Below are 21234 nucleotides of genomic sequence, written 5' to 3'. Positions count from 1 at the left end.
ATGCAACCCGACCTTCTGCTGTCCGCGCGCGAGCTTTTCGGCCTCGACGTACCGCTGCGGGTGCCCGCCTTCAGCCACCGCGACGAGCACGTGCCGGAGGTCGATCCGGCCTTCCACTTCGAGCCCGACGTGACGCTGGCGCTGCTGGCCGGTTTCGCGCACAACCGCCGCGTGCTGGTGCAGGGGCGCCACGGCACGGGCAAGAGCAGCCACGTGGAGCAGGTGGCGGCGCGGCTGAACTGGCCCTGCGTGCGCGTGAACCTCGACGGCCACGTCGGCCGGCTCGACCTGGTCGGGCGCGACGCCATCGTGCTGCGCGAGGGCCGCCAGGTGACGGAGTTCCAGGAAGGCATCGTGCCCTGGGCGCTGCAGCGGCCGGTGGCGCTGGTGTTCGACGAGTACGACGCCGGCCGGCCCGACGTGATGTTCGTGATCCAGCGCCTGCTGGAGCGCGACGGCGCCTTCACGCTGCTGGACCAGAACCGGGTGTTGCGCCCGCACCTGGCCTTCAGGCTCTTCGCCACGGCCAACACCGTGGGCCTGGGCAACCTCGACGGCCTCTACCACGGCACGCAGCTGCTCAACCACGCGCAGGTGGACCGCTGGAACATCGTCGCCACGCTGGACTACCTGGCGCCGGCGCAGGAGGCGGCGATCGTGCGCGCCCGCGTGCCGGCGCTTGACGACGAGGCGGGCCGCACCCTGGTGGAGCGCATGGTAGCGGTGGCGGGCCTCACGCGGCAGGGCTTCGCCGCGGGCGACCTGTCGTGCCTGATGTCGCCGCGCACCGTGATCAGCTGGGCCGAGAACCAGCAGATCTTCGGCGACCCCGCGCTGGCCTTCCGCCTGAGCTTCCTCAACAAGTGCGACGAGGCCGAGCGGCCGCTGGTGGCCGAGTACTTCCAGCGCTGCTTCGACCTGGAGCTGCGCGAATCCGCGCTGCAGGCCTGATGGAAGCGCGCCGCCAACGGGAGCAGGCGCTGTGCGGCGCCGCGCTGCGCGCGCTGTCCGCGCGCCGTGTGGAATCGCGTGCCGGGCGGCTGCTCGAACGCGGGCGGGTGCTGCGCGTCGAGGCGCCGCACCTGCGGCTGCAGCCGGAAGAGGGCTTGCATGCGCAGCGCGGCTGCTGCGACGCGACCGCGCTGCGGCTGCGCCATGGCGACCTGGGCCGGCACGAGGGCGACGCGCCCGCCGAGGCCGTGGAGCGCTTGGTGTTCGACCTGCTGGAGCAGCTGCGCTGCGAGAGCCGGCTGCCCGCGTCGCTGCCGGGGCTGGCCGCCAACGTTCACGCGCGCTTCGCGGCCTGGTCGCGTGCGGCGCTGGCACAGGGCCTGGCCGAGAGCGCGGCCGGCCTGCTGCTCTACACGCTGGCGCAGCTGTGCTGGTCGCGCTTCAACCGCCGGCCGCTGGCCGAGGAGAGCGAGGGGCTGATCGAGGCCACCCGGGCCGGGATCACGCCGGCCATCGGCGGCTGGCTCCTGCAGATGCAGCGCAGCCTGGACGACCAGGCGGCCTTCGCGCTGCCGGCGCTGGCGCTGGCGCGCTGGACCGGCGCGCAGCTGGAGGCGGACCGGGCTGCGCCGACCGGCAGCCATCCCGAGGCCCAGGCGCGGGCGCAGGCGGCGCTGTCGGCGCTGCTGCCGCCCACCGAGAGTGAGGCCGCGCTGCCGGCGCCCGCGGCCGGCCACAGCCCGCTGCTGGACGGCGCCGGCGCGGCCTACCGCGTGTTCACCACGGCCTACGACCGCGAGCTGCAGGCCGCGACGCTGGTGCGCCCGGCGCTGCTGCGCGATTGGCGCGAGCAGATGGACCAGCGCATGGCCCGGCTGGGTCTCAACCCGGGCCGGTTGGCGCAACGCCTGCGGCACGGCCTGGCGCTGCCGGCCGCGCCCGACTGGGATTTCGGCCTGGAGGCGGGCCGGGTCGACGGGCGGCGGCTGGCGCAGCTCGTGAGCAGCCCGGCGCAGCGGCGGGTGTTCCGGCTGGAGTCGCCGCGGCCGCGGGTCGATGCCGCGGTCAGCCTGCTGATCGACTGCTCGGGCTCCATGCGCCGGCACGTCGAGGCGGTGGCGCTGCTGGCGGACCTGCTGCTGCGCTGCCTGGAGCAGGCCGGCGCAAGCACCGAGCTGCTGGGCTACACCACGGGTGCCTGGAACGGCGGCCGTGCCCGCGCCGACTGGCTCGCGGCAGGGCGCCCGCCCCACCCGGGCCGGCTCAACGAGCGCTGCCACCTGGTGTTCAAGGACGCCGCGCAATCCTGGCGCCGCAGCCGGCTGGCCGTAGCGGCGCTGCTCAAGGGCGACCTGTTCCGCGAGGGCGTGGACGGCGAGGCAGTGGCCTGGGCGGCGCAGCGCCTGCGCGCGCGCCCGGAAGGCCGGCGCATCCTGGTCGTGGTGTCCGACGGCTGCCCCATGGACAGCGCCACGCAGCAGGCCAACGACGCCCGCTACCTGGACCACCACCTGCAGCAGGTGGTGGCGCAGCAGGAGCGCGCGGGCATCGCCCTCGTCGGCGTGGGCGTGGGGCTGGACCTGGGCGCGTGGTACCGGCACAGCGTCGCGGCGGACCTGGGCGAGGGCCTGAACGGCGCGCTGGTCGCCCGCGTGATCGACACCCTCGTGCGCGTGGCCCGGGCCTGATCCCAGTTCTTGATGCCGACTTGAAGAACTCCGTCACACCCGCGAAGGCGGGTGTCCACGAACTCCGGGCGGCGTCCCGGTCAGCGTGGATGCCCGCCTGCGCGGGCATGACGGAATTCTTCTACGGCAATCGCCAACTGGAATGAGCCCAGTCACGTCCTGTTTTTCACCGGCGGCGCAAGGCGCCGGCTCGCGGCCCGGGAAGGCTTCCCGGTTCCTGTCCTGCCCCTGTAGGAGGAGACATTCCCATGAGTGATCACGACGCCATCAACCGCCTGCGCCGCAGGCTCCTCACCGGCGGCGCCGGGCTGCTGGCCGGCGCTGGCCTGGCTCGCACTGCGCTGGCGCAGGGCGCGGCCTTCGAGCTGCCTTTCGCCAACGGCGCCCGCCGCCTGGTGGCCTACCCGGAGAAGCGACCGCTGATCGTGCTGACCTCGCGCCCGCCGCAGCTGGAGACGCCGTTCGAGGTCTTCAACGACGGCCTGCTCACGCCCAACGACGCGTTCTTCGTGCGCTACCACCACGCCGGCATCCCGACGGCCATCGACGGCGACAAGCACGTCATCCGCATCGGCGGCAACGCGGTGGGCAAGCCCTTCGAGCTGAGCATGGCCGAGCTGCGCTCGCAGTTCAAACCCGTCGAAATCGTCGCCGTCAACCAGTGCTCGGGCAACAGCCGCGGGCTCTTCGAGCCGCGCGTGACGGGTGGCCAGCTGGGCAACGGCGCCATGGGCAACGCACGCTGGCTGGGAGTGCCGCTGAAGGACGTGCTGGCGCGCGCCGAAGTCAAGGACACGGCGCGGCAGGTCACCTTCGACGGGCTGGACACGGCGCTCTTTGGCGGCGGCGACTTCGTCAAGGCGCTGGACCTGAACCACGCGCTGGACGGCGAGGTGATGCTCGCCTACCGCATGAACGGGGCCGACCTCCCGCTGCTCAACGGCTTCCCGGTGCGGCTGGTGGTGCCGGGGCACTACGGCACCTACTGGGTCAAGCACCTGTCGGAGATCCAGGTCGTCGACCAGGTGTTCGACGGCTTCTGGATGAAGCCGGCCTACCGCGTGCCCGACAACGACTGCGCCTGCGTCGAGCCGGGCACGGCGCCGACGGCCACGCGGCCCATCGGGCGCTTCAACGTGCGCTCCTTCATCACCTCGCTGTCCGACGGTGCGCGGCTGGCCGCCGGGCGCGAGACCGTGGTGCGCGGCATCGCCTTCGACGGCGGGCAGGGCGTGCGCGAGGTGGCGTATTCCACCGACGGCGGCCAGAGCTGGCGCGGCGCCCGGCTGGGCGACGACCTGGGGCGCTACTCGTTCCGCGAGTTCAGCTTCGCCTTCACGCCCGCCAAGGGCCCGCACGACCTGCGCGTGCGCGCATGGAACCGCTCGGGCCAGAGCCAGCCCATGCAGGCGCTGTGGCAGCCCGCGGGCTACATGCGCAACGTGGTCGAGTCGGTCAAGGTCACCGCCGCTTGAGGAGGACAGCCATGGGACAAGCAGTCAAGACGCTGGCCGCCGCGGTGGCGGCCCTGGTGATCGGTGTCGCGGCCGGCGCGGCGCGGGCCGATGTGAAACGCATCGAGCTGCCGCCCGACGGCCTGCAGCTCAAGCCCAGCACGCTGCCGGGCTATGCCAAGGCGCAGGCGAACTGCGTGGCCTGCCACTCGGCCGAGTACATGGCCTACCAGCCGCCCACGGCCGCGCGCCCCTATTGGGAGGCGATGGTCAAGCGCATGAAGATGGTGTTCAAGGCACCCGTGGACGAGGCCGACATGCCCGCCATCGTGGAGTACCTGGTCAAGACCTACGGCAACGAGCAGCCGCGGTAGGTGCAGGGCGGCCCGGCGAAGGCCGGGCCGCGAAGCGCCGGGCGACTTCGGCGCGGGTTCGTCCTGGATCGAAGGGGCGCGCCGGCGGATTCCCGCCCGTCAAGGCACGAGCCGCCGCAGCGCGTCGATGAGCAGCCACGCCCCGAGCACCCACAGCACCCCGTAGGCCAGGCGCCGCAGCCCGGCCTGGGACAGCGGCGGCGGAAGGCGCCGGGCCAGTTGCGTGGCCACGGCCATCACCGGCAGCGCGGCGCCGGCCTGCAGCGCCAGCGTCGTGTCCAGATGGCCCTGCGCCGCGCTGGCCAGGGTGCGCCACAGGGACATCGCGGTGAACACCACCAGCAGCGCGCTGCGGATACGGGCCACGTCCAGCGGCTGCCGGTAGAAGTGCAGGATCAGCGGCGGACCGGCCATGCCGAAGAGCCCGCCCATCAGGCCGCCGGCCAGGCCGCTGAGCACGAAGCTGGGCGTGGACGACGGCTGCGCCAGCGGCCGGGGCCGGCGCAGCAGCCCCAGCGCCGCGTGCAGGACGAGCGCTCCCAGCAGCGCCTGCAGCGCCAGCGCGGCGGTGGCGTCCAGCTGCTCCAGCAGGAGCAGCCCGAGCACGACGGCGGGCAGCAGTCCCAGCGTCGCGGCGGCGGCCAGGCGCCAGTCGATGTGCGTGCCGCAGCCGCGCAGTGCCAGCGCGTTCTGCGGCAGCGACACCAGGTTCACGAAGGTCGCCACGCCGGCCAGCGGCAGGCCCAGGGCGCTGGCGGCGCCGACCACGATCAGCCCCAGCCCGAAGCCCGTGAGCGTCTGGAACCAGCTGCCCAGCGCGACCAGCATTAGCAGCGCGAAGGTGCCGTCCGGCAGCGTCATGGACAGCATGCCGCCGCAGGCCCCGGCGCCTTGCGCCGCGCCGCCGTCGCCTGGGCCTGCACGGCGGTGACGGCGATGACGTGGAAGATGTCGTCGGCGCTGCAGCCGCGGGAGAGGTCGTTGGCCGGCCGCGCCAGGCCCTGCAGCAGCGGCCCGATGGCCACCGCGCCGCCCAGGCGCTCGGCGAGCTTGTAGCCGATGTTGCCGGCCTCCAGGTTCGGGAACACCAGCACGTTGGCGCGGCCCTGCACCTGCGAATCCGGCAGCTTGCGCTGCGCGATCTCGGCCACGAGGGCGGCATCGAGCTGCACGTCGCCGTCGGCGGCGATGTCGGGGCGCAGCCGGCGCAGCTGCGCGGTGGCCGCCGTGACCTTGTCCACGGCCGGATGGCGCGCGCTGCCGTCGGTGGAGAACGACAGCATGGCCACGCGCGGTTCGGCCATCAGCAGGGAGCGCGCGCTGTCGGCCGCGGCGGCGGCAATCTGGGCCAGCTGCGCCGCGTCGGGCTCCACCACCAGCGCGCAGTCCGAGAAGATCAGCCCGCCCTGCAGGCTGTGGAAGGGCTGGCACAGCATCATCAGGAAGAAGCTCGACACCAGGCCGGAGGCCCCGTCGCTGCCGATGATCTGCAGGGCGGTGCGCACCACGTCGGCCGTGGTGTGCACGGCGCCGGCCACCGACCCGTCGGCCTGTCCCAGGCGCACCATGAGGTTGGCGGCCACCAACGGCTTGCGCGCTTCCTGCACGGCCTGCTGCGCCGTCATGCCCTTGGCCTGGCGCAGCCGGTGCAGGGCGTCGGCCAGGGGCTGCAGGTGCGCGGGTGCCGCGGGATCGATGAGGTCCACGCCGTCGAGGTCGGCCCGGCAGGCGCGTGCCGCCGCAACGATGCGCCGCGTGTCGCCCACCAGCGAGATCCGCGCGATGCCTTCGCGCCGGGCGCGTGTCGCGGCGCTCAGCACGCGCGGGTCCTCGCCCTCGCACAGCACGATGCGTTGCGGCGCGCTGCGCGCCTGGTCGATGATGCGGTGGATCGGCTTCATGGAGGTTCCTTGCAATGGGCGACACTTGCCGGCTGCGCAGTGTGGCCACGTCCGCCGCCTGCGGTTAGGGCCAGATCCGGCCGATCGTTGAGTCCAGAACGGAGCAGTCATGGCACAGCGCTTGGATGCCGCCCTGTGGAAGCAGTTGCTGCAGCACGGTGCCCAGCAGCAGCAGCAGGGCCTGCAGGCGCAGGTGCGCGCGATGGTGGTGAGGGCCATCCTGGACGGCTTGCTGCCGCCGCACACGCCGCTGCCTTCGAGCCGCGAGCTGTCCCAGGCGCTGGGCGTGGCGCGCAACACGGTGGTGCTGGCCTACCAGCAGCTGGCCGACGAGGGCTATGTGCAGGCGCGCCAGCGCAGCGGCTACTTCGTGAGCCCCGACATCACCGCGGGCCGGGTGCGCGCCGAGCCTGGCGCGGCGCCGGCATCGCCCGAGCCCGCGTCAGCGCGGCGGCCCGACTGGCCGTCGCGCTTCAAGCAGCACCCTTCGGCGTTGCGCAGCATCGTCAAGCCGGCGGACTGGCAGCGCTACCCGTATCCGTTCCTGTATGGACAGTTCGATGCCGCGCTGTTTCCCACCGCCGACTGGCGCGAGTGCGTGATCAAGACGCTCAGCGTGGTGGACATCCGCGACTGGGGGCCCGACCAGATCATGCGCGACGACCCGCGCCTGGTGCAGCAGATCTGCTCGCGCGTGCTGCCGCGGCGCGGCGTGTGGGCGGCGCCCGAGGAGGTGGTGGTGACGGTGGGCGCGCAGCATGCGCTGTACTTGCTGGCGGACCTGCTCATGCGCGAGGGCAGCCGCGTGGCGATGGAGGACCCGGGGTATCCGGACGCGCGCAACATCTTCGCCAGCCGCACCGGCATGCTGCGCCCGGTACCGGTGGACGAGGCCGGGCTGCCGGTGGAAGCGGCACTGGCTGGTTGCGACTACATCTACACCACGCCCAGCCACCAGTGCCCGACCACCGTCACCATGCCCCTGCACCGGCGCCAGGCGCTGCTGCGCATGGCGCAGGAGCACGACTTCGTGATCATCGAGGACGACTACGAGAGCGAGAACCGCTTCGACGGCGACCCGTTCCCCGCCCTCAAGAGCCTGGACCGCGAGGACCGCGTGATCTACATCGGCAGCCTCTCCAAGAGCGTGGCGCCGGGACTGCGCATGGGCTACGTGGTGGGCCCGGCCGAGTTGATCGCCGAGCTGCGCGCGCTGCGCCGCCTGGAGCTGCGCCATCCGTCCGCGCTGGTGCAGCGGGCGTTCGCGCTGTTCCTGTCACTCGGGCACCACGACTCCCTGCTGCGCCGGCAGGCCGCCGCCTGGCGCGACCGGGCCGCCGCGGTGCTGTCGGCGCTGGCGCAGCATGCGCCGCGATGCCGGGTGGTGCCGGTGTCCGGCGGCAGCTCCTGCTGGGTGCAACTGCCCGACGGCATGGACGGCGGCGAGCTGGCGGCGCGCGCTCGCGAACGCGGTGTGCTCATCGAGCCGGGCGAGGTGTTCTTCATGACCGAGCCCGCGCCGCGGCACTTCGTGCGCATCGGCTGGTCGGCCATCCCGCTGCCCGCCATCGAGCCCGGCATCGCGACGCTGGGCGAGCTCATCCGCCAGATGTAGCGCCACGGCGCAAGGCGTCCTTACCGGGCCTGTTCTGCCTCGCCCAGATCCTGCCGAAGCTGGGTCTCCAGGGCATCCAGGCTCTGGAGCAGCTGATCCACGAGCGTGCGCACCCCGTCCGGGCGGCCCGTCGTGCAGGCCTGTTCCAGCGCCGAAGCGTGCTCGCTGGTGGCCGCGGCGCCCACCGTGGCGGCGCTGCCCTTGAGGCCGTGGGCCGCGCGGCCCAGGCCTTCCAGGTCGCCTGCGCCCAGGGTGTCGCGCAGCGCCCGCCGCTCGGCCTCGGCCTGGGCCACAAACAGCCTCGCCACGTCGTCAAAGAGCTCCTCGTCGCCGCCCAGCAGCTCGACGGCCCGGGGTCGGTCGTACAGCGGCCCGGCCGGTTTCTCCGCGGGCGAGGCCGGCGCCTGTGCCGGGCCGGCGGCGCAAGGCGCCGCTTCGTCCTGCCGGGGCGCCTTGCGGCGCCGGGCGTGCTCCTGCACCGCGCGCGCGAGCTCGGCCTTGGAAATGGGCTTGCTGAGGTAGCCGTCCATGCCGGCCGCCAGGCAGCGCTCGCGGTCGCCTGCCATGGCATGCGCCGTCATCGCCACGATCGGCGTGTGCCGGCCCAGCGGGGCCTCCAGGGCGCGCAGCGCGGTCGTGGCCTCGAAGCCGCCCATCACCGGCATCTGCACGTCCATCAGGACGAGGTCGAAGTCTTCGGCCTGCACACGCTGCACGGCTTCCTGCCCATGGCCGACCACCACCACCTCGTGCCCCAGGCCTTCGAGCAGCCGGACGGCCAGCCGCTGGTTGATCAGGTTGTCCTCGGCCAGCAGGATGCGGTGCCGTGCCGGTGCGCCGCCCACGCTGCCCGTGGCTGCCGCGTCGCCGCTGCCCAGGGCGCTGTGGGTGAAGCCCTCGAACGTGGTCATCGCATCGAAGAGCGCCGAGGGCACCCCGGGCCACGCGATAGCCACCTTGAACAGGCTGCGCTGCGCCTCGGGCAGGGCCTCGTCCTCCAGCAGGATGACCGGGCGGCCGTGGGCGGCGGTGCCGCACAGCCGCGGCAGCAGCTGCCCCAGGTCTCGCAGCGGCTGCAGCGACAGCATCGAGGCCCGCACCAGCACGCTCTGGATCGCGCGGTGGTGCCGCGCCGTCGACTCCATCAGCCGCACCGCTTCCGCCAGCTCGGCCACGGCCACGGGCTTGAGCCGCCACTGCGCCAGCGTCGCCAGCAGGGTGCCGTCCTGCATCGGGGCCGCATCGAGGATCAGCACGCGCGGCATCGGCTCGCCCGCGCCGTCGTCGCGCAGCAGCTCGTCCTCCACGCTGCCCTGCAGGCCCAGGCGGGTCGTGAAGTGGAACGTGCTGCCCTGGCCCGGCTCGCTCTCGGCCCACAGCTCGCCGCCCATCAGGCTCACCAGGCGCTGGCAGATGGCCAGTCCCAGCCCGGTGCCGCCGAAGCGACGCGTGGTCGACGCGTCGGCCTGCGTGAACGGCTCGAACACGGCCTGGAGCTTGTCGCCCGCAATGCCGATGCCGGTGTCGCGCACGCGCAGGTGCAGTACGCAGCCCTGCCCGGCCTCGCTCTCGGCTTCGGGACGGCGCGAAACGACCAGCGTCACGCCGCCGTGCAGCGTGAACTTCACGGCGTTGCTCAGCAGGTTCAGCAGCACCTGGCGCAGCCGGTGCGGGTCGCCCACCACGCGGCGCGGCACGTCGCGCGCGATGACCCACTCCAGCGCCAGGCCCTTCTCGCGTGCCGGCTCGGCCAGCGTGCGCACCGTGGCGATCACCTGCTCGTGCAGGTCGAAGCCGATGTGCTCGAAGTCCAGGTGGCCGGCCTCGATCTTGGAGAAGTCCAGGATGTCGTTGATGACCGACAGCAGCGACTGCGCCGACTCGCGCACCACGCCCAGCAGCTCGCGCTGGTCCCTGTCGAGCTTGCCGTCCAGCACCACTTCGGTCATGCCGATGATGCCGTTCATCGGCGTGCGGATCTCGTGGCTCATGTTGGCCAGGAAGGCGCTCTTGGTCCGGCTGGCGGCATGGGCGGCGTCGCGTGCCGCGATCAGCTCGGCCGTGCGCTCCTGCACGCGCTGCTCCAGGGTCGCGGCCAGCGCCTGGAGCTGGACATCGGCCTGCCGCCGTGCGGTGATGTCGTTGAAGAGCACGGCCACCTGCCGCTGCTGCGGTTCCCCGTGCCGGTAGGCGTAGACCTCGTACCAGCGCTGCAGCTGCGCCGCCTCGTTCTCGAAGCGCATGGGCTCGCCCGTGAGGGCGATGCGGCCGTAGGCTTCGAACCAGTGGTCCTCGTGGGCCGGCACGATCTCGCGCATGCGCCGTCCGACGGCGCCACGAAGGCCGGTCTGCCGCTCGAAGGCCGGGTTGACCTCCAGGAAGCGGAAGTCGGTGGGCTTGTCGTGCTCGTCGAACAGCACCTCGATGATGCTCAGGCCCGCGTCGATGGAGTCGAACAGGCCGCGGTACCTGGTTTCCGTCGCCCGCACCTGCGCCGTGCGCTCCTGCACGCGCTGCTCCAGCGCGCGCAGTTGCATGCGCACCGCGATGCTGGCGAGCACGGACTGCGCGATGCGCTCCAGCAGCTCGCGGTCGTGCTCGCTCCAGTGGTGCGTGTGGCTGTCGATGGCGCAGAAGCTGCCCAGCACCTGGCCGTCGGGCGTGGCGAGCGGCACGCCCAGGTAGGCGCGCACGCCCAAGTCGTGCACGGCACCGTTGTGGCGCACGCGCGGGTCCAGCAGCGCGTCCTCCACCACCAGCGGCGCGCCCGAGTTGACCACGTGCTGGCAGAAGCTGTGGGACAGCGGCGTCTGGCGCAGCGTGTCCCAGGGCGGGGGCAGCCCCACGGCGCTCTTGAAGAACTGGCGCCGGTCGTCCACCAGGCTCACCAGGCACACCGGCACTTGCAGAGAGGCCGCGGCCAGCCGCGTGAAGCCGTCGAAGACTTCCTCGGGCGCGGAGTCCATGAGCTGCGTGCGCGCCAGCGCCGCCAGCCGCCTCGGGTCGTCCAGGGGTACCGGCGCCGGCGCCGCGGCCGGCTCGGTGCCGTTCACGGACTGCCACAAGGCTTCGTTGAGATTGGCCAGGTGCCGGCCCTGGACCTGCAGCGCCTCGTTGGCCTGGCGCAGCTGCCGTGCCTGCTGCGCCTGGGCCTGTTGCCGCTCGGCCGTGGCGTGCCTCTCCTGCCGTGCGCGCGCCAGGGCGACTTCGATGGCCGCCCGCAGTGCCTCCGCCGTGAAAGGCCGAGTCAGCAGGCCGTGGGGTGCGGCCCGCGCCACCCGGGCCACCGTGTCGGGGTCAAGCTGCGACGTGAGGAGTACTACGGGCGGGGCATCGCCCTGGCGCAGCTGCAGTGCCGCCTGTACGCCGTCCAGGGGGGCTTGCAGGTCGATGTCCATGAGCACCAGGTCCGGCTGCAGCTTCGCCGCGAGCACCAGCGCCTGCGCGCCGCCGTGGGCTCTTCCAGCCACCTGGTAGCCCAGGTCCTGGAGGAGCCGCTGCAGCTCAAGGGCGGCAAGGCCTTCGTCCTCGACAAGGAGAATGCGGGCGGGCGAGGGGCGGTTGAACGTCATGGTCGCGAAAAGGCCTGGGATTTCTGGCTTTGGGGCTTGAGGAATTGTCGATGCCGCACGGCAGCGCCGCCTGGGCTGAGCCGCTCCAGCGATGCGGCCAGACGGTGCAACGTGATGGAGTAACGCTGCTCGATGCCTGGAACCGATGGACCGGCGACGTCACGGCCCTGGAGGCCAACCAGGAGATCCGCACGCCGCTCAACGCCGTCATCGGCCTGGGGCAGGTGCTGATGAAACAGGCGCCGCCGCAGATCGAGGCGGCTTGCGTGCAGCGCCGTCACCAGGCGGTCGGGCCGCCTGGCCGGGGTAGCGTCTTCAGCGTGAAGGCGCCGTTGCGCACGGCTTGAAGGGCAACCTGCCACCGTACGGTGTCCCCAGGGAACCCCGAATAGACCAGGTTGGCAATGGCGGCAAGAATTCACGGTTTTCCAGGCTGCACGATATGAGCTTCGTGTGGCCAGGCCGATCCAGTGACGTCAGCGCTCGGCGCAACGGCCGAGCTGACCAAACTCCTCTTTGAACGCTTTCCATGACCGGTTCAGTACCTTGGTCGAATTGGCCGTGCCGGTGCTCATCGGTCCCGCGCAGTACACGCATGCAAGAACCAGAAATCAAAGCCGGCTGCGGCGTCGAATCCATCGTGCGCCGCAAGCTGCAGCGCATCTCCGCCGCGGCGCTGAGTGCGCTTGAGCATCAGCTGCGTGAGCAGCACCTGCCCGTTGAAGAGCGGGCTTTCCTCGCCGCGCGCCTGGAGTCCTATCGCAGGGCTGACGCGCTGGCAATGAATGCCGGCTGCGGCCATCCGGACGGCTGCCTGGCGTAGCCTGGGGCAGGGCCGGCACTCGGCCGTGCGCCAGCAGCAAGCGTTGAGGTGAGGCGGGCGCGGGCGGATGAGATGACGCCGGTTTGACCCCGCAAGGCTCGGAATCCTTCCCAGGTTTTCCGGTTGCCGAGTCGGGGCATGGCTTCCCGACCCCAATTGCTTGCCACGGCGACGGATCCGCCGGACGGCGCGCCCACCCAGCGCAGCCGCTTCGCTGCCGGCCTGATCACCGGCGCCTCGGATGCCGACCCCAGCGGCATCGGGACCTACGCCCAGGCCGGCGCGCAGTTCGGCATGGCCATGCTGTGGCCCATGGGCCTGACTTACCCGCTGATGGTGGCGGTGCAGTCCATCTGCGCGCGCGTGGCGCGGGTGACGGGCCGGGGGCTGGCCGCCAACCTCGCGCGCGTGTTGCCGCGCTGGCTGCTGTGGCCGCTGCTGTTGGCCTTCTTCCTGACCAACGCGGTGACCATCGGCGCCGACCTGATGATCATGGGCGAGGCCGCCACGCTGCTGCTGCCTGGCCGTGCCGAGGCCTGGGCCGTGGGGATGGGCGCCGTGTCCGTGGCGCTGCAGGTGGCCGTGCCCTACAGCCGCTACGTGCGCTACCTCAAATGGCTCACGCTGAGCGTGCTGGCCTACGTGGCCGCCGCATTCACCGTGAACGTGCCCTGGGATGAGGTGCTGCGGCGCACGCTGGTGCCGCAGGTCCAGTTCTCGCGCGAGTACGCGCAGATGCTCGTGGCCGTGCTGGGCACCACCATCTGCCCCTACCTCTTCTTCTGGCAGTCGGCGCAGGAAGTCGAGGAGCAGCGCGCTGCGCCGGATGAGCGGCCGATCCGGGCCGCACCGCAGCAGGCGCGCCGCCAGTTCTCGCGTTCGGCGCTGGACACCGGGGTGGGCATGGCCATTTCCAACGGCATCGGCTGGTTCATCGTGCTCACCACGGCGCTGACGCTGCACGCCAGCGGCATACGCGACATCGACACCGCGGCACAGGCGGCGCAGGCGCTGCAGCCGCTGGCGGGTCCAGGGGCCTTTGCACTGTTTGCGGCCGGGATCATCGGCACGGGGCTGCTGGCGATTCCGGTGCTGGCGGGCAGCGCCGCCTACGCGCTGGCCGAGGGCCTGGGCTGGCGGCGGGGCCTGGAGCGGCGCTTCCGCGCGGCCCGCGGCTTCTACCTCGTCATGCTGCTGGCCGTGGCGCTGGGTGTCGCCATGACGCTGCTGCAGGTGAATCCCATGCGCGCGCTGGTGCTCACGTCGATCATCAGCGGCGTGGTGTCGGTGCCGCTGCTTGTGGCGCTGATGTGGACAGCGCGCTCGAAGCAGCTGCTGGGAGGCTTCACGGTGGGCCGCGGCCTGCAGGCCCTGGGCTGGTTCACCACGGCGTTGCTCGCGGTGGCGGCGGTGAGCCTGGCGCTGTGAGGCCCGGCGGCACCTTCGACGCTCGCCACCGTTTCACAAGTTTGTCTCTGGATGCGTCCGGCCCGGGACGGCCTGGGCCGGGGCTGCCGGTTCAGCGTGGGCGCCGGCGGCGGTGGGCTGCAGCCAGCAGCGTGCTGCCGGCCAGCATCAGGCCCAGGGTCCCGGGCTCGGGTACCGGCGTGGCGAGAAAGAAGCGGTACTCGTTGTCCGCGATGCTGCCCAAGCCCAGGACGCGCCCGCGGTTGTCGATGGCGAAGGTCTGCAGCAGCTGCCACGGCACGTCGCTCGGGCGCTTGAGGCTGTCGAGCGTGGCGAACTGGCCGCTGGCGAACAGGTTGGCGCCGTAGATCATCGGGTCGCCGGACTCGTCGAAGAAGTCACCGACCGCCCGGCCCTTCTCGTTCATGTCCACGCCGAAGTAGTTGCCGCCCGACACCAGGGTGTAGCGGCCGCTGTCGTAGACATAGGCGCCCCATTCGTCATTGGCGTCCTTGTCCCGGTCGATCGAATAGCCGACGAAGAGCTGGCCGGCGTTGTTGATGTCCAGCACCCGGGCCTGGCCGCGCGCGTCTTCAGGCAGCGGCAGCAGCGACAGCTGCCCGCGGCTGTAAATGAAGGGCCGCACCCCTTCGCTGCGGAAGACGTGGCCCACCACCTCGCCGCGGTTGTTCACCTCGCGCAGGTCGCTGAAGCCGCCCAGGCTGTCCAGCGCGCCCAGGAACTCGAAGCGGCCACCGCGGTAGAGCGCCAGCTGCTGCTGCAAGGTGCTGTTGTCGGTCGCCAGGCCGGCGATGGCGCCGCGGTCGTTCATCGACGCGGGCCCGAAGGTGAAACCGGCGGGCGCGGCGTCGAGGAGATCGATGCGGTAGGAGGGCAGGGCGGCCTGCGCGGGCAGGGGTTGCGCGCCTTGAAGCACCAAGGCGGCCAGGCTCCACGACAAGGCTTTCGTGGGACAACTCCTCAAGCCATCCGCAGCAGCGCGCCGGCCGGTTCCTCATCGATCGAACGCGTATGCAAGGGACTTCCCGTGCCGGGCCGAAACGCCCGGCCTCACATCGGCCGGGCGGCCGGCTCAGTGGCCCCCTACGTAGCTATCCCGAAGGTTCTCCAGCTCACCGCTGTCGCGGGCACGGCGCAGTTCCTCCCTCACCTCGGCGCGGGACTTGGCGCCCTGCATGGCCGGTGCGCCGCTGTCGAAGCTGCGGCCGGCAGCGCCCGCTGGAGTGGCGCCTTGGCTCGTGCCTTCCCACCAGTTGGAGTAATCGCTGTTGAGCCTTTGCAGCGAGCCGTCGGCGCGTGCGCGTTCGAGCTCGGCTTTCACTTCGGCGCGCGTGAGCGGCCGGTCTTGTGCCCAGACTGCCGTGGAAGCCAGAGCCACGGCCAGCGCTGCCATCGGGATGTAGAGCTTCATGGGCATCTCCTCGCCGGCTTTCGTATGAAGTCGGCTGCCCACACTGTAGGAGTTGCAGCGGGAGCTGGCGCAATCAGGCGGCGAGAGCAGGGATACCTTTCCGGCACCCTGTGGATTCCCACAACGGCCTTGCCGGCCATGGCGGGCAAGATGGCGACGTAGCTTGCGGGAGCGCAGCTACGCTTCATTGATGACTTTCCTCACAGCCCCCGGCTCCGCAAGGACCGGGGCTTTTTTTGCCGCCTGCGCGGGCTGTACGGGCGCGGACGCGCCTCTCGTGGCCGACATGCCGCCAACGCCCTGCGATGCGAAGCTGGCCTTCCGGACTGCAGCGCACCAGGCGCTCTTGTGCTGCTACTCAACGGCGGCCGGCCGGCTTCTGTTCGACCACCGTTGACATCCGGGACGCCACGCTTGACCAGTTTTCTGCCATCAGCAGCCAAGCGGTGTGCGGCAACAGCACGGTGTCTTCCTCTTCGAGGTGGTGCGGCATCAAGGCGCGCTGCTGCAGCGGCAGTGCGAGGTACACGACTCGGCGGCCCGACGGTCGCTTTGCTGGACGCGCTCCAGCAGGCTCAGCGCTCGCGTCAGCTGCTGCTTCAGCAGACACCGCGGTGGCTGACGCTCGATGCACGCGAATCGACACGGGCACCGATGTGGCCTCAACGGCATCGACATCTTCGGGTATCATTCGCGCCTTGGTCAGGCCGCTGCGTCTCAACGGGCGCGGCCCCTGCCAGCATCTCAGCCGCCGGCTCCAGGCCGGCCCACGCGCCTGTGGCGAAATTGGTAGACGCGCTGTCTTGAGGGGGCAGTGAGGAAACTCGTGCCGGTTCGAGTCCGGCCAGGCGCACCAGCATCCGGCAGTCGAGCCCAGAGCTGCGCGAAGTGCAGCCGATCAGGCCATGCGCTGGCTCCAGTGCAGCGGGTCGGCGTTGACATCCAGCCAGTTCACCAGGTTTGGCAGACCGGCCGCGGATCGAGCATCAGCCCCAGCACGTTGATCCCTGCACCAGGCAGCGGCCATGACACCCATGACGCCGGACGTATCCTCAATCGGGATGATCGGCCGAACGCGTCAAACGTCTTGCCTTGCAGTGGCTTGTCAAGCTGCCCGTGCGTCCGTAAGCAGCACCGACTGACGCAGCAGATCATGCAGCCAGACCAGAGCGGGAGCCTGCGTGCGGCACTTGTGCCATTGAACCGCCTGCTGCATCTTGAGCACGGGTACGAGCTCACGAGAAAGTTTCAGCGGTAACGACCGTTGCGCAGGGTGCGCCAGCCGGGTGTGCACGGTGCCCACGCTGCCCGTCTCTACCACCAGGTGCGGCACGGCCGCGAAGCTGAACACCGTGACCTCGATGCGCCGGGACGTAAGCATCCAGTTCTCCCATCTTGAGTAGCTGAAGCCAGACGCCAACGATGCTTTCCATCAAACCGGTTGATGGACGTCTATGTACAAGGAACAATCCCCGGCTGCGCCATGGCGCCGAGCTCAAGGCAGCCGTGCTGGCGGCCTGCAAAGAGCCTGGTGCGTCGGTGGCAGCTGTGGCCCAGGCCCACGGCCGCAATGCCAACCTGGTACACCAGTGGCGCCGCGCGCCGCGGCATGTCGGCAACAGCGGTGGCCCACGCCCCGAAGTCGGAAGCCCCTGTTGCGCAGTTCTGTACGCTCACCGGGGCGCCGACATGCAACCCCATCCTGCGCGACTTCGCGGCTCGTGGCGAACGCACGCCGGTGCAGAACGCCAGGCTGTTCGCACGGGCCTACATGGCCATGGCTGATACGCTGGTGGCCGTGTTCGACGCGAAGCATCACTACGGATTCTGGCGTCCGCCCACCGCGTTCCGCAACGGTGACATCGACGGCAACGATGCCACGGCGCCAGACTTGGCGTGGACACCGTAATTGCTTGTCCGGCCATTGAAAAATGGCAGTTACCGCACCCATCTACTGTGATGGAGCCGACGCCTCATTTCTTCGGGCGGAGTTGTTGCCGGATTTCCAGACTTCGGTACGGAGGCCCATCATGGAAGTCGACGTCCTTGGAATCGATCTGGCGAAGCACGTTTTCCAGCTGCACGGAACCCGCCGCAACCGCCTGGGGTGCTGCACCGCTCCAAGGTCTGCCGTCCAGGACTGCTGGCTGCCATCGCGCAGCTCAAGCCGCGGCTTGTCGTGATGGAGGCGTGCAGCTCGGCGCACCATTGGGCGCGCTGCCTACAGGCGATGAGCATCGAAGCCAAGCTGATCAGCCCGCAGTACGTCGCGCCGTTCGTGAAGATCAACTAGAACGATCGCAACGACGCAGAAGCCATTGTCGAGGCCGCCAGCCGCCCGGCCATGCGTTTCGTGGCTGTCAAGATGGAGGAGCAGCATGACATGCAGGCACTGCACCGGCTGCGTCAGTTGCTGGTGCATCAATCGACCGCCATCATCAACCAGATGCGTGGCGTCCTGGCGGAGCGCGGAATCATCATCGCGCAGTCGCCGGCGGCGTTTCACCGTGCGATGCTGGCTGTGCTGTCTAGTGACAACGCTGAGCTCACACAGTTCTGCTGCGACCTGCTGATGGACTTGCTAGAGCACCTGCGCAGCGTCGAGGCGCGCATCGCTGAGGCGGATCAGAAGATCAAGGCGTTCATGCGCAGTTCGGCGCTGTGCAAGAAGATCAGCGCCATCGACGGCGTGGGCGCCGTGACGGCCACTGCCATCGTGGTGGCTGTTGGCGATGCCAGCAAATTCAGGAACGGCCGGCACCTGGCGGCCTGGCTCGGTCTGGTGCCGAGGCAGTATTCGTCGGGCGGCAAGTCGCGGTTATTCGGCATCGGCAAGCGCGGCGACAGCTACCTGCGGACATTGCTCATCCACGGCGCCAGATCGGTGCTCAGGTATGCCGCGGGCAAGGCCGACGCGCAGAGCAGGTGGCTGTGCGAGCTCATCGCGCGCCGGGGCTACCTCCGTGCCGCGGTCGCCCTGGCCAACAAGAACGCCAGGATGAGCCAGTCGCTGCTCAGCAGCGATCGCGAGTACGTGCGTTCTGGTGCCGCCTGAGTTCGGCACCGCCACGCCGACTTCGGACACGGCCGGCAGCAGCAATTACCTCAAGAAGGAACACACCCAGCGCAGGTTTGCGACGTTCTACGCCACGTGATGACGGATCGGTCAGACCAGCATCCCGAGAACCTGTTTTCGGCGCCGGCTGAGCAATCAGGCCGCCAATTTGCTGAGGACGGGATGCGCGGATCTTATCGAGGCTGCGGGCATGCAATCAGCCTTGCCCATCAAGTGAGCCCGATACATGCGTGCAGACCAGTTCCATCACAACGTAGGGCTTGCAAAATCGTCGGCTCCATACATGCACGGAAAGTCTGTCTACCCTGCCCCGGGCGGCGGGAATGAGGGCTTTCCAGCGGGACGGACAGCCGATTCAGCGGCGCCCGCAGAGGCCTGGCCCTTGTTGCTAGGGCATTGAAGGGACCTTGCTATGGCACCGGACGGTGCTGCCGCGGTCGCGCCACCATGCCGACGAGCCCTAGCCCGGCCAGCAACAGCGCCCAGCCTTGCGGCTCGGGCACGGGCGTCAGCACGTAGGTGTCGAAGGCAAGGAAGTCGAACGATGCCCGGCCCGTGATCTGCCCGCGGTCGTTGATGGCCACGGCATCTGACAGGTGCCAACGCTTGGCCTGCCAGGGCACGAGGAGGTCGTTGAGGCTGACGGTCTTGCCGTCGCGCCACAGGAAGGCCTCGAAGCAGGTCGATTCGGTGCAATTGCTGCCGACAGAGCGGCCCACGGCCCAGCCCCGGTTGTTCAGGCCGGTCACGGTGGTCACTTCCCGCTCCCCGGGCGGCGTGGCCAGGCTGGCGATCTGCGTCACCTGGCCGTCGGCCTCGTAGATGAAGGACCGGGTGGCGTTGTCATCGGGGTTGTAGGCGATGGTGGCCATTTGCCCGGGATTGTTGATGGTGACCACTTGAGCAGGCTGCGAATTCGGCGGGCTGCTCAGCAATCTCACCTCACGGCCGTCGTACACGAAGGCACGGTCTTCGTAGTCGCCACCGGGCGCGTTGAAGGTAGCGGAGCCCACCACGGACCCATGATCGTTGAGCGCAAGGGCTTGCGAAGAGACGGCACCGGGCACGTCGATATACCGCGAACGCACGCCGTCGAAGAGGAAGGCTCGTCCGTTGGCGCGTCCCACGGCCTGGCCCGAGGCGTTGACATCCGTCGCAAAGTCATCGCCCTTCGTGTCTTCGACGCGCAAATTCCGATAGTGGCCACCCTGGTAAAGATACGGAACACGGTCGCCGGTATCCGGCAGCCTGTAACTGCCGACGATCTGGTTGCGGTCGTTGATCCCGTAGGCTTGAGATTCAGTGAACGCCTCGGCACCCAGCAAGGGCACTGCAGTCTTGCCCAGGGCGACGTGGGCGATGGCGTTGAGGTCGTACCACTCATCGCCCTCACGGTACCCCGTGCCGGCCACCGCACCGAGGTTGTTGATGGCGGCAGGGTTGAAAAATTCTTCCTCGCCGACAGGAACCCCAAAGCTCAAAACTTTGAGCCGATAACGCAATTGAGCCTGGGCATCCGCCGCAACCAGGGCCAGCGCAGCCGAAATGGCCAGGCCCACCAGACTATGACGTGCAACCATTGGCACCTCCATCCAATGAAGCCCGCCATGCGGGCATACCCATCCAGAGGAAACTCCGGTGCAAGGTGCCAGTCTATTTTTCACGCTCGCCAACAGCCAGCCCTCGAATAAGCTGGCTCAGTTCCGTCATTTGATACTGATATTTCACTTAATACTTTGCAGATCGTGCATCGCCACGCAGCGCTGAATACTCGGCGCAAAACGTCACAGTGACTTTTCAATCATTGCCCGGGGTGGACGCACTTCCCGTGCAGATGGGTGCGCCTCGGCGCCTAAAGTTCAGTTAAGAAGCCCTAACTTTTTGCGGGCATGGTAGATGCTGGCATGCCAGTGAGAGCGTCTACTGGGTGAGGTTCCACCATGGCAAGGCCGCTGATTGATGACGAACTCTGGGCTGTGATCGAGCCGTTGCTGCCACCGCCAAAACCGCGCCGCAAGGACCACACGGGTCGCAAGCCGGCCGACCCGCGGCGGTGCCTGACCGGTATCGTCTTTGTCCTCAAGACTGGCATCCAGTGGGAGGACGTGCCCGTTGAGATGGGCGTGTGCGGGATGACTTGCTGGCGCCGCCTTCGCGACTGGCATGCTGCGGGTGTGTGGGACAAGCTGCATGCTGAGCTGCTGGCCCGGCTGCGCGGGGCCGATCGCATTGACTGGTCCCGTGCCGTGATCGACTCGTCTTCGGTGCGTGCTGTTCATGCAGGCGAGCAAACGGGGCCAAGCCCTGTGGACAGGCGCAAAAAAGGCAGCAAGCACCACATCCTCACTGACGGGCAAGGCGTGCCGCTGGCCGCGCACATCACGGGTGCCAACCGCCACGACAGCACGCAGCTGCGCCCGCTCGTTCAGTCGGTGCCGCCGGTGCGCGGCAAGCGTGGCCGCCCGCGCCGCCGTCCCAAGGCGCTGCTGGGCGACCGCGCCTACGACTCGGAGCCACACCGGCGCTGGCTGCGAGCCCTGCGCGTGCGGCCTCGCCTTGCCCGTCGTCGCACGCCTCATGGCTCCGGTCTGGGAAAGCAACGTTGGGTGGTTGAGCGCACGATCGCGTGGTTGCACCAGATGCGTCGGCTGCACACGCGCTTTGAGCGGCGTGCCGACATCCATCAGGCCTTTCTGACCCTGGGTTGCGCGCTCATTTGCTGGAACCATTTGCTGCCTTCGTAGGGCAAAAAGTTAGAGCTTCTAAAGTCCCGTGGAAATTGTCAGGACCCGCCTCTTTTGCCGGTGGCGTGCACGGCCATGGACGGGGATCTCGTACTTTTCCGCATGTATGGAGCCGACGCCTTTTGCAAGCTCTACGTTGTGATGGAACTGGTCTGCACGCATGTATACGGCTCGCTTGATGGGCAAGCCCTGTAGGC

18 protein-coding genes, 1 tRNA gene and 2 pseudogenes are annotated in these 21234 nt (G+C 69.7%); 13 read left to right on the top strand and 8 right to left on the bottom strand.

Features of this window, described 5'->3' with window-relative positions:
• The 4 genes from H537_RS0133830 (at position 1) to sorB (ending at position 4467) form a co-directional block, all read left to right on the top strand.
• Entirely contained in the window at positions 1-951 is a 951-nt protein-coding gene (locus H537_RS0133830; protein WP_029001423.1) for an AAA family ATPase, read from the top strand.
• On the top strand, positions 951-2639 hold the full coding sequence (locus H537_RS0133825) for a cobaltochelatase CobT-related protein (protein WP_043461263.1): 1689 nt from the start codon (positions 951-953) through the stop codon (positions 2637-2639). Before H537_RS0133830 ends, H537_RS0133825 begins: the two co-directional genes overlap by 1 nt.
• A 248-nt stretch (positions 2640-2887) precedes the next feature.
• Complete coding sequence (sorA, locus tag H537_RS0133820) at positions 2888-4114, top strand: SorA family sulfite dehydrogenase catalytic subunit (RefSeq protein WP_029001421.1); 1227 nt, start codon at positions 2888-2890, stop codon at positions 4112-4114.
• A gap of 11 nt (positions 4115-4125) precedes the next feature.
• Complete coding sequence (gene sorB, locus H537_RS47075) at positions 4126-4467, top strand: SorB family sulfite dehydrogenase c-type cytochrome subunit (protein WP_043461261.1); 342 nt, start codon at positions 4126-4128, stop codon at positions 4465-4467.
• A gap of 99 nt (positions 4468-4566) precedes the next feature.
• On the opposite strand, the gene H537_RS0133810 is transcribed toward sorB, so the two are convergent.
• Positions 4567-5328 (bottom strand): TSUP family transporter, encoded by a 762-nt coding sequence (locus tag H537_RS0133810; RefSeq protein WP_029001420.1) that lies wholly within the window; start codon positions 5326-5328, stop codon positions 4567-4569.
• The gene (gene pta / locus H537_RS0133805) at positions 5325-6368 is read right to left on the bottom strand and encodes a phosphate acetyltransferase (protein WP_029001419.1); all 1044 of its coding nucleotides are present in this window, start codon (positions 6366-6368) and stop codon (positions 5325-5327) included. Before pta ends, H537_RS0133810 begins: the two co-directional genes overlap by 4 nt.
• Positions 6369-6477: 109 nt before the next feature.
• On the opposite strand from pta, the gene pdxR reads away from it, so the two are divergent.
• Complete coding sequence (pdxR, locus tag H537_RS0133800) at positions 6478-7983, top strand: MocR-like pyridoxine biosynthesis transcription factor PdxR (RefSeq protein ID WP_029001418.1); 1506 nt, start codon at positions 6478-6480, stop codon at positions 7981-7983.
• A gap of 20 nt (positions 7984-8003) precedes the next feature.
• Here the strand turns inward: pdxR and H537_RS49980 are convergent, their stop codons facing one another.
• Complete coding sequence (locus H537_RS49980; RefSeq protein ID WP_051244134.1) at positions 8004-11555, bottom strand: response regulator; 3552 nt, start codon at positions 11553-11555, stop codon at positions 8004-8006.
• Between the two features lie 50 nt (positions 11556-11605).
• Between H537_RS49980 and H537_RS0133790 the strand changes: the two genes are divergently transcribed.
• The 3 genes from H537_RS0133790 (at position 11606) to H537_RS47065 (ending at position 13806) form a co-directional block, all read left to right on the top strand.
• Entirely contained in the window at positions 11606-11902 is a 297-nt protein-coding gene (locus H537_RS0133790; RefSeq protein ID WP_029001417.1) for a hypothetical protein, read from the top strand.
• Between the two features lie 293 nt (positions 11903-12195).
• A complete protein-coding gene (locus H537_RS0133785; protein ID WP_156902116.1) occupies positions 12196-12378 on the top strand; it encodes a hypothetical protein in 183 nt (60 codons plus the stop codon).
• Between the two features lie 138 nt (positions 12379-12516).
• Entirely contained in the window at positions 12517-13806 is a 1290-nt protein-coding gene (locus H537_RS47065; RefSeq protein WP_051244129.1) for an NRAMP family divalent metal transporter, read from the top strand.
• A gap of 91 nt (positions 13807-13897) precedes the next feature.
• Here H537_RS47065 and H537_RS0133775 read toward each other — a convergent pair whose 3' ends face one another.
• The 3 genes from H537_RS0133775 to H537_RS53785 all read right to left on the bottom strand — a co-directional run bounded on the left by H537_RS0133775 (position 13898) and on the right by H537_RS53785 (position 15746).
• Positions 13898-14722, bottom strand: coding sequence for a PEP-CTERM sorting domain-containing protein (locus tag H537_RS0133775; RefSeq protein ID WP_238446911.1), 825 nt, complete (start codon positions 14720-14722; stop codon positions 13898-13900).
• 156 nt (positions 14723-14878) lie between these two features.
• Positions 14879-15217 carry a DUF4148 domain-containing protein gene (locus tag H537_RS0133770; RefSeq protein WP_029001414.1) on the bottom strand — a complete coding sequence of 113 codons (339 nt, stop codon included), beginning with the start codon at positions 15215-15217 and terminating at the stop codon, positions 14879-14881.
• 358 nt (positions 15218-15575) lie between these two features.
• Entirely contained in the window at positions 15576-15746 is a 171-nt protein-coding gene (locus tag H537_RS53785; protein ID WP_156902114.1) for a hypothetical protein, read from the bottom strand.
• A gap of 242 nt (positions 15747-15988) precedes the next feature.
• On the opposite strand from H537_RS53785, the gene H537_RS0133760 reads away from it, so the two are divergent.
• Positions 15989-16073: transfer RNA gene (locus tag H537_RS0133760), tRNA-Leu, on the top strand.
• 249 nt (positions 16074-16322) lie between these two features.
• Here H537_RS0133760 and H537_RS0133755 read toward each other — a convergent pair.
• A complete protein-coding gene (locus tag H537_RS0133755; protein WP_043461259.1) occupies positions 16323-16598 on the bottom strand; it encodes a type 2 periplasmic-binding domain-containing protein in 276 nt (91 codons plus the stop codon).
• 41 nt (positions 16599-16639) lie between these two features.
• Here H537_RS0133755 and H537_RS56080 point away from each other — a divergent pair.
• The 3 genes and pseudogenes from H537_RS56080 to H537_RS47055 all read left to right on the top strand — a co-directional run.
• A pseudogene (locus H537_RS56080) lies at positions 16640-16771 on the top strand (hypothetical protein); the annotation flags it as partial.
• A 16-nt stretch (positions 16772-16787) separates the two neighbouring features.
• Complete coding sequence (locus H537_RS56075) at positions 16788-17126, top strand: phosphatase PAP2 family protein (RefSeq protein WP_043461257.1); 339 nt, start codon at positions 16788-16790, stop codon at positions 17124-17126.
• 121 nt (positions 17127-17247) lie between these two features.
• Positions 17248-18272: pseudogene (locus tag H537_RS47055) on the top strand (IS110 family RNA-guided transposase).
• A 431-nt stretch (positions 18273-18703) separates the two neighbouring features.
• Here H537_RS47055 and H537_RS55190 read toward each other — a convergent pair.
• A complete protein-coding gene (locus tag H537_RS55190) occupies positions 18704-19873 on the bottom strand; it encodes a PEP-CTERM sorting domain-containing protein (RefSeq protein ID WP_211235133.1) in 1170 nt (389 codons plus the stop codon).
• Positions 19874-20233: 360 nt separating this feature from the next.
• Between H537_RS55190 and H537_RS0133730 the strand changes: the two genes are divergently transcribed.
• Positions 20234-21037 carry an IS5 family transposase gene (locus H537_RS0133730; protein ID WP_029001411.1) on the top strand — a complete coding sequence of 268 codons (804 nt, stop codon included), beginning with the start codon at positions 20234-20236 and terminating at the stop codon, positions 21035-21037.
• Positions 21038-21234: the final 197 nt, after the last annotated feature.

This window comes from Azohydromonas australica DSM 1124 (assembly GCF_000430725.1).
Classification (GTDB): Bacteria; Pseudomonadota; Gammaproteobacteria; order Burkholderiales; family Burkholderiaceae_C; genus Azohydromonas; species Azohydromonas australica.
The sequence above is the reverse complement of the archived record's forward strand: the minus strand, read 5'-3'. Positions and strand labels throughout refer to the sequence as shown.

What these genes read in the sequence shown, in the direction of transcription:
- H537_RS0133830 (WP_029001423.1), top strand. Translation starts at nt 1, where the DNA reads ATGCAACCCGACCTTCTGCTGTCCGCGCGCGAGCTTTTCGGCCTCGAC.
- H537_RS0133825 (WP_043461263.1), top strand. Translation starts at nt 951, where the DNA reads ATGGAAGCGCGCCGCCAACGGGAGCAGGCGCTGTGCGGCGCCGCGCTG.
- sorA (WP_029001421.1), top strand. Translation starts at nt 2,888, where the DNA reads ATGAGTGATCACGACGCCATCAACCGCCTGCGCCGCAGGCTCCTCACC.
- sorB (WP_043461261.1), top strand. Translation starts at nt 4,126, where the DNA reads ATGGGACAAGCAGTCAAGACGCTGGCCGCCGCGGTGGCGGCCCTGGTG.
- H537_RS0133810 (WP_029001420.1), bottom strand. Translation starts at nt 5,328, where the DNA reads ATGACGCTGCCGGACGGCACCTTCGCGCTGCTAATGCTGGTCGCGCTG.
- pta (WP_029001419.1), bottom strand. Translation starts at nt 6,368, where the DNA reads ATGAAGCCGATCCACCGCATCATCGACCAGGCGCGCAGCGCGCCGCAA.
- pdxR (WP_029001418.1), top strand. Translation starts at nt 6,478, where the DNA reads ATGGCACAGCGCTTGGATGCCGCCCTGTGGAAGCAGTTGCTGCAGCAC.
- H537_RS49980 (WP_051244134.1), bottom strand. Translation starts at nt 11,555, where the DNA reads ATGACGTTCAACCGCCCCTCGCCCGCCCGCATTCTCCTTGTCGAGGAC.
- H537_RS0133790 (WP_029001417.1), top strand. Translation starts at nt 11,606, where the DNA reads ATGCCGCACGGCAGCGCCGCCTGGGCTGAGCCGCTCCAGCGATGCGGC.
- H537_RS47065 (WP_051244129.1), top strand. Translation starts at nt 12,517, where the DNA reads ATGGCTTCCCGACCCCAATTGCTTGCCACGGCGACGGATCCGCCGGAC.
- H537_RS0133770 (WP_029001414.1), bottom strand. Translation starts at nt 15,217, where the DNA reads ATGAAGCTCTACATCCCGATGGCAGCGCTGGCCGTGGCTCTGGCTTCC.
- H537_RS0133755 (WP_043461259.1), bottom strand. Translation starts at nt 16,598, where the DNA reads ATGCTTACGTCCCGGCGCATCGAGGTCACGGTGTTCAGCTTCGCGGCC.
- H537_RS56075 (WP_043461257.1), top strand. Translation starts at nt 16,788, where the DNA reads ATGCCAACCTGGTACACCAGTGGCGCCGCGCGCCGCGGCATGTCGGCA.
- H537_RS55190 (WP_211235133.1), bottom strand. Translation starts at nt 19,873, where the DNA reads ATGGTTGCACGTCATAGTCTGGTGGGCCTGGCCATTTCGGCTGCGCTG.
- H537_RS0133730 (WP_029001411.1), top strand. Translation starts at nt 20,234, where the DNA reads ATGGCAAGGCCGCTGATTGATGACGAACTCTGGGCTGTGATCGAGCCG.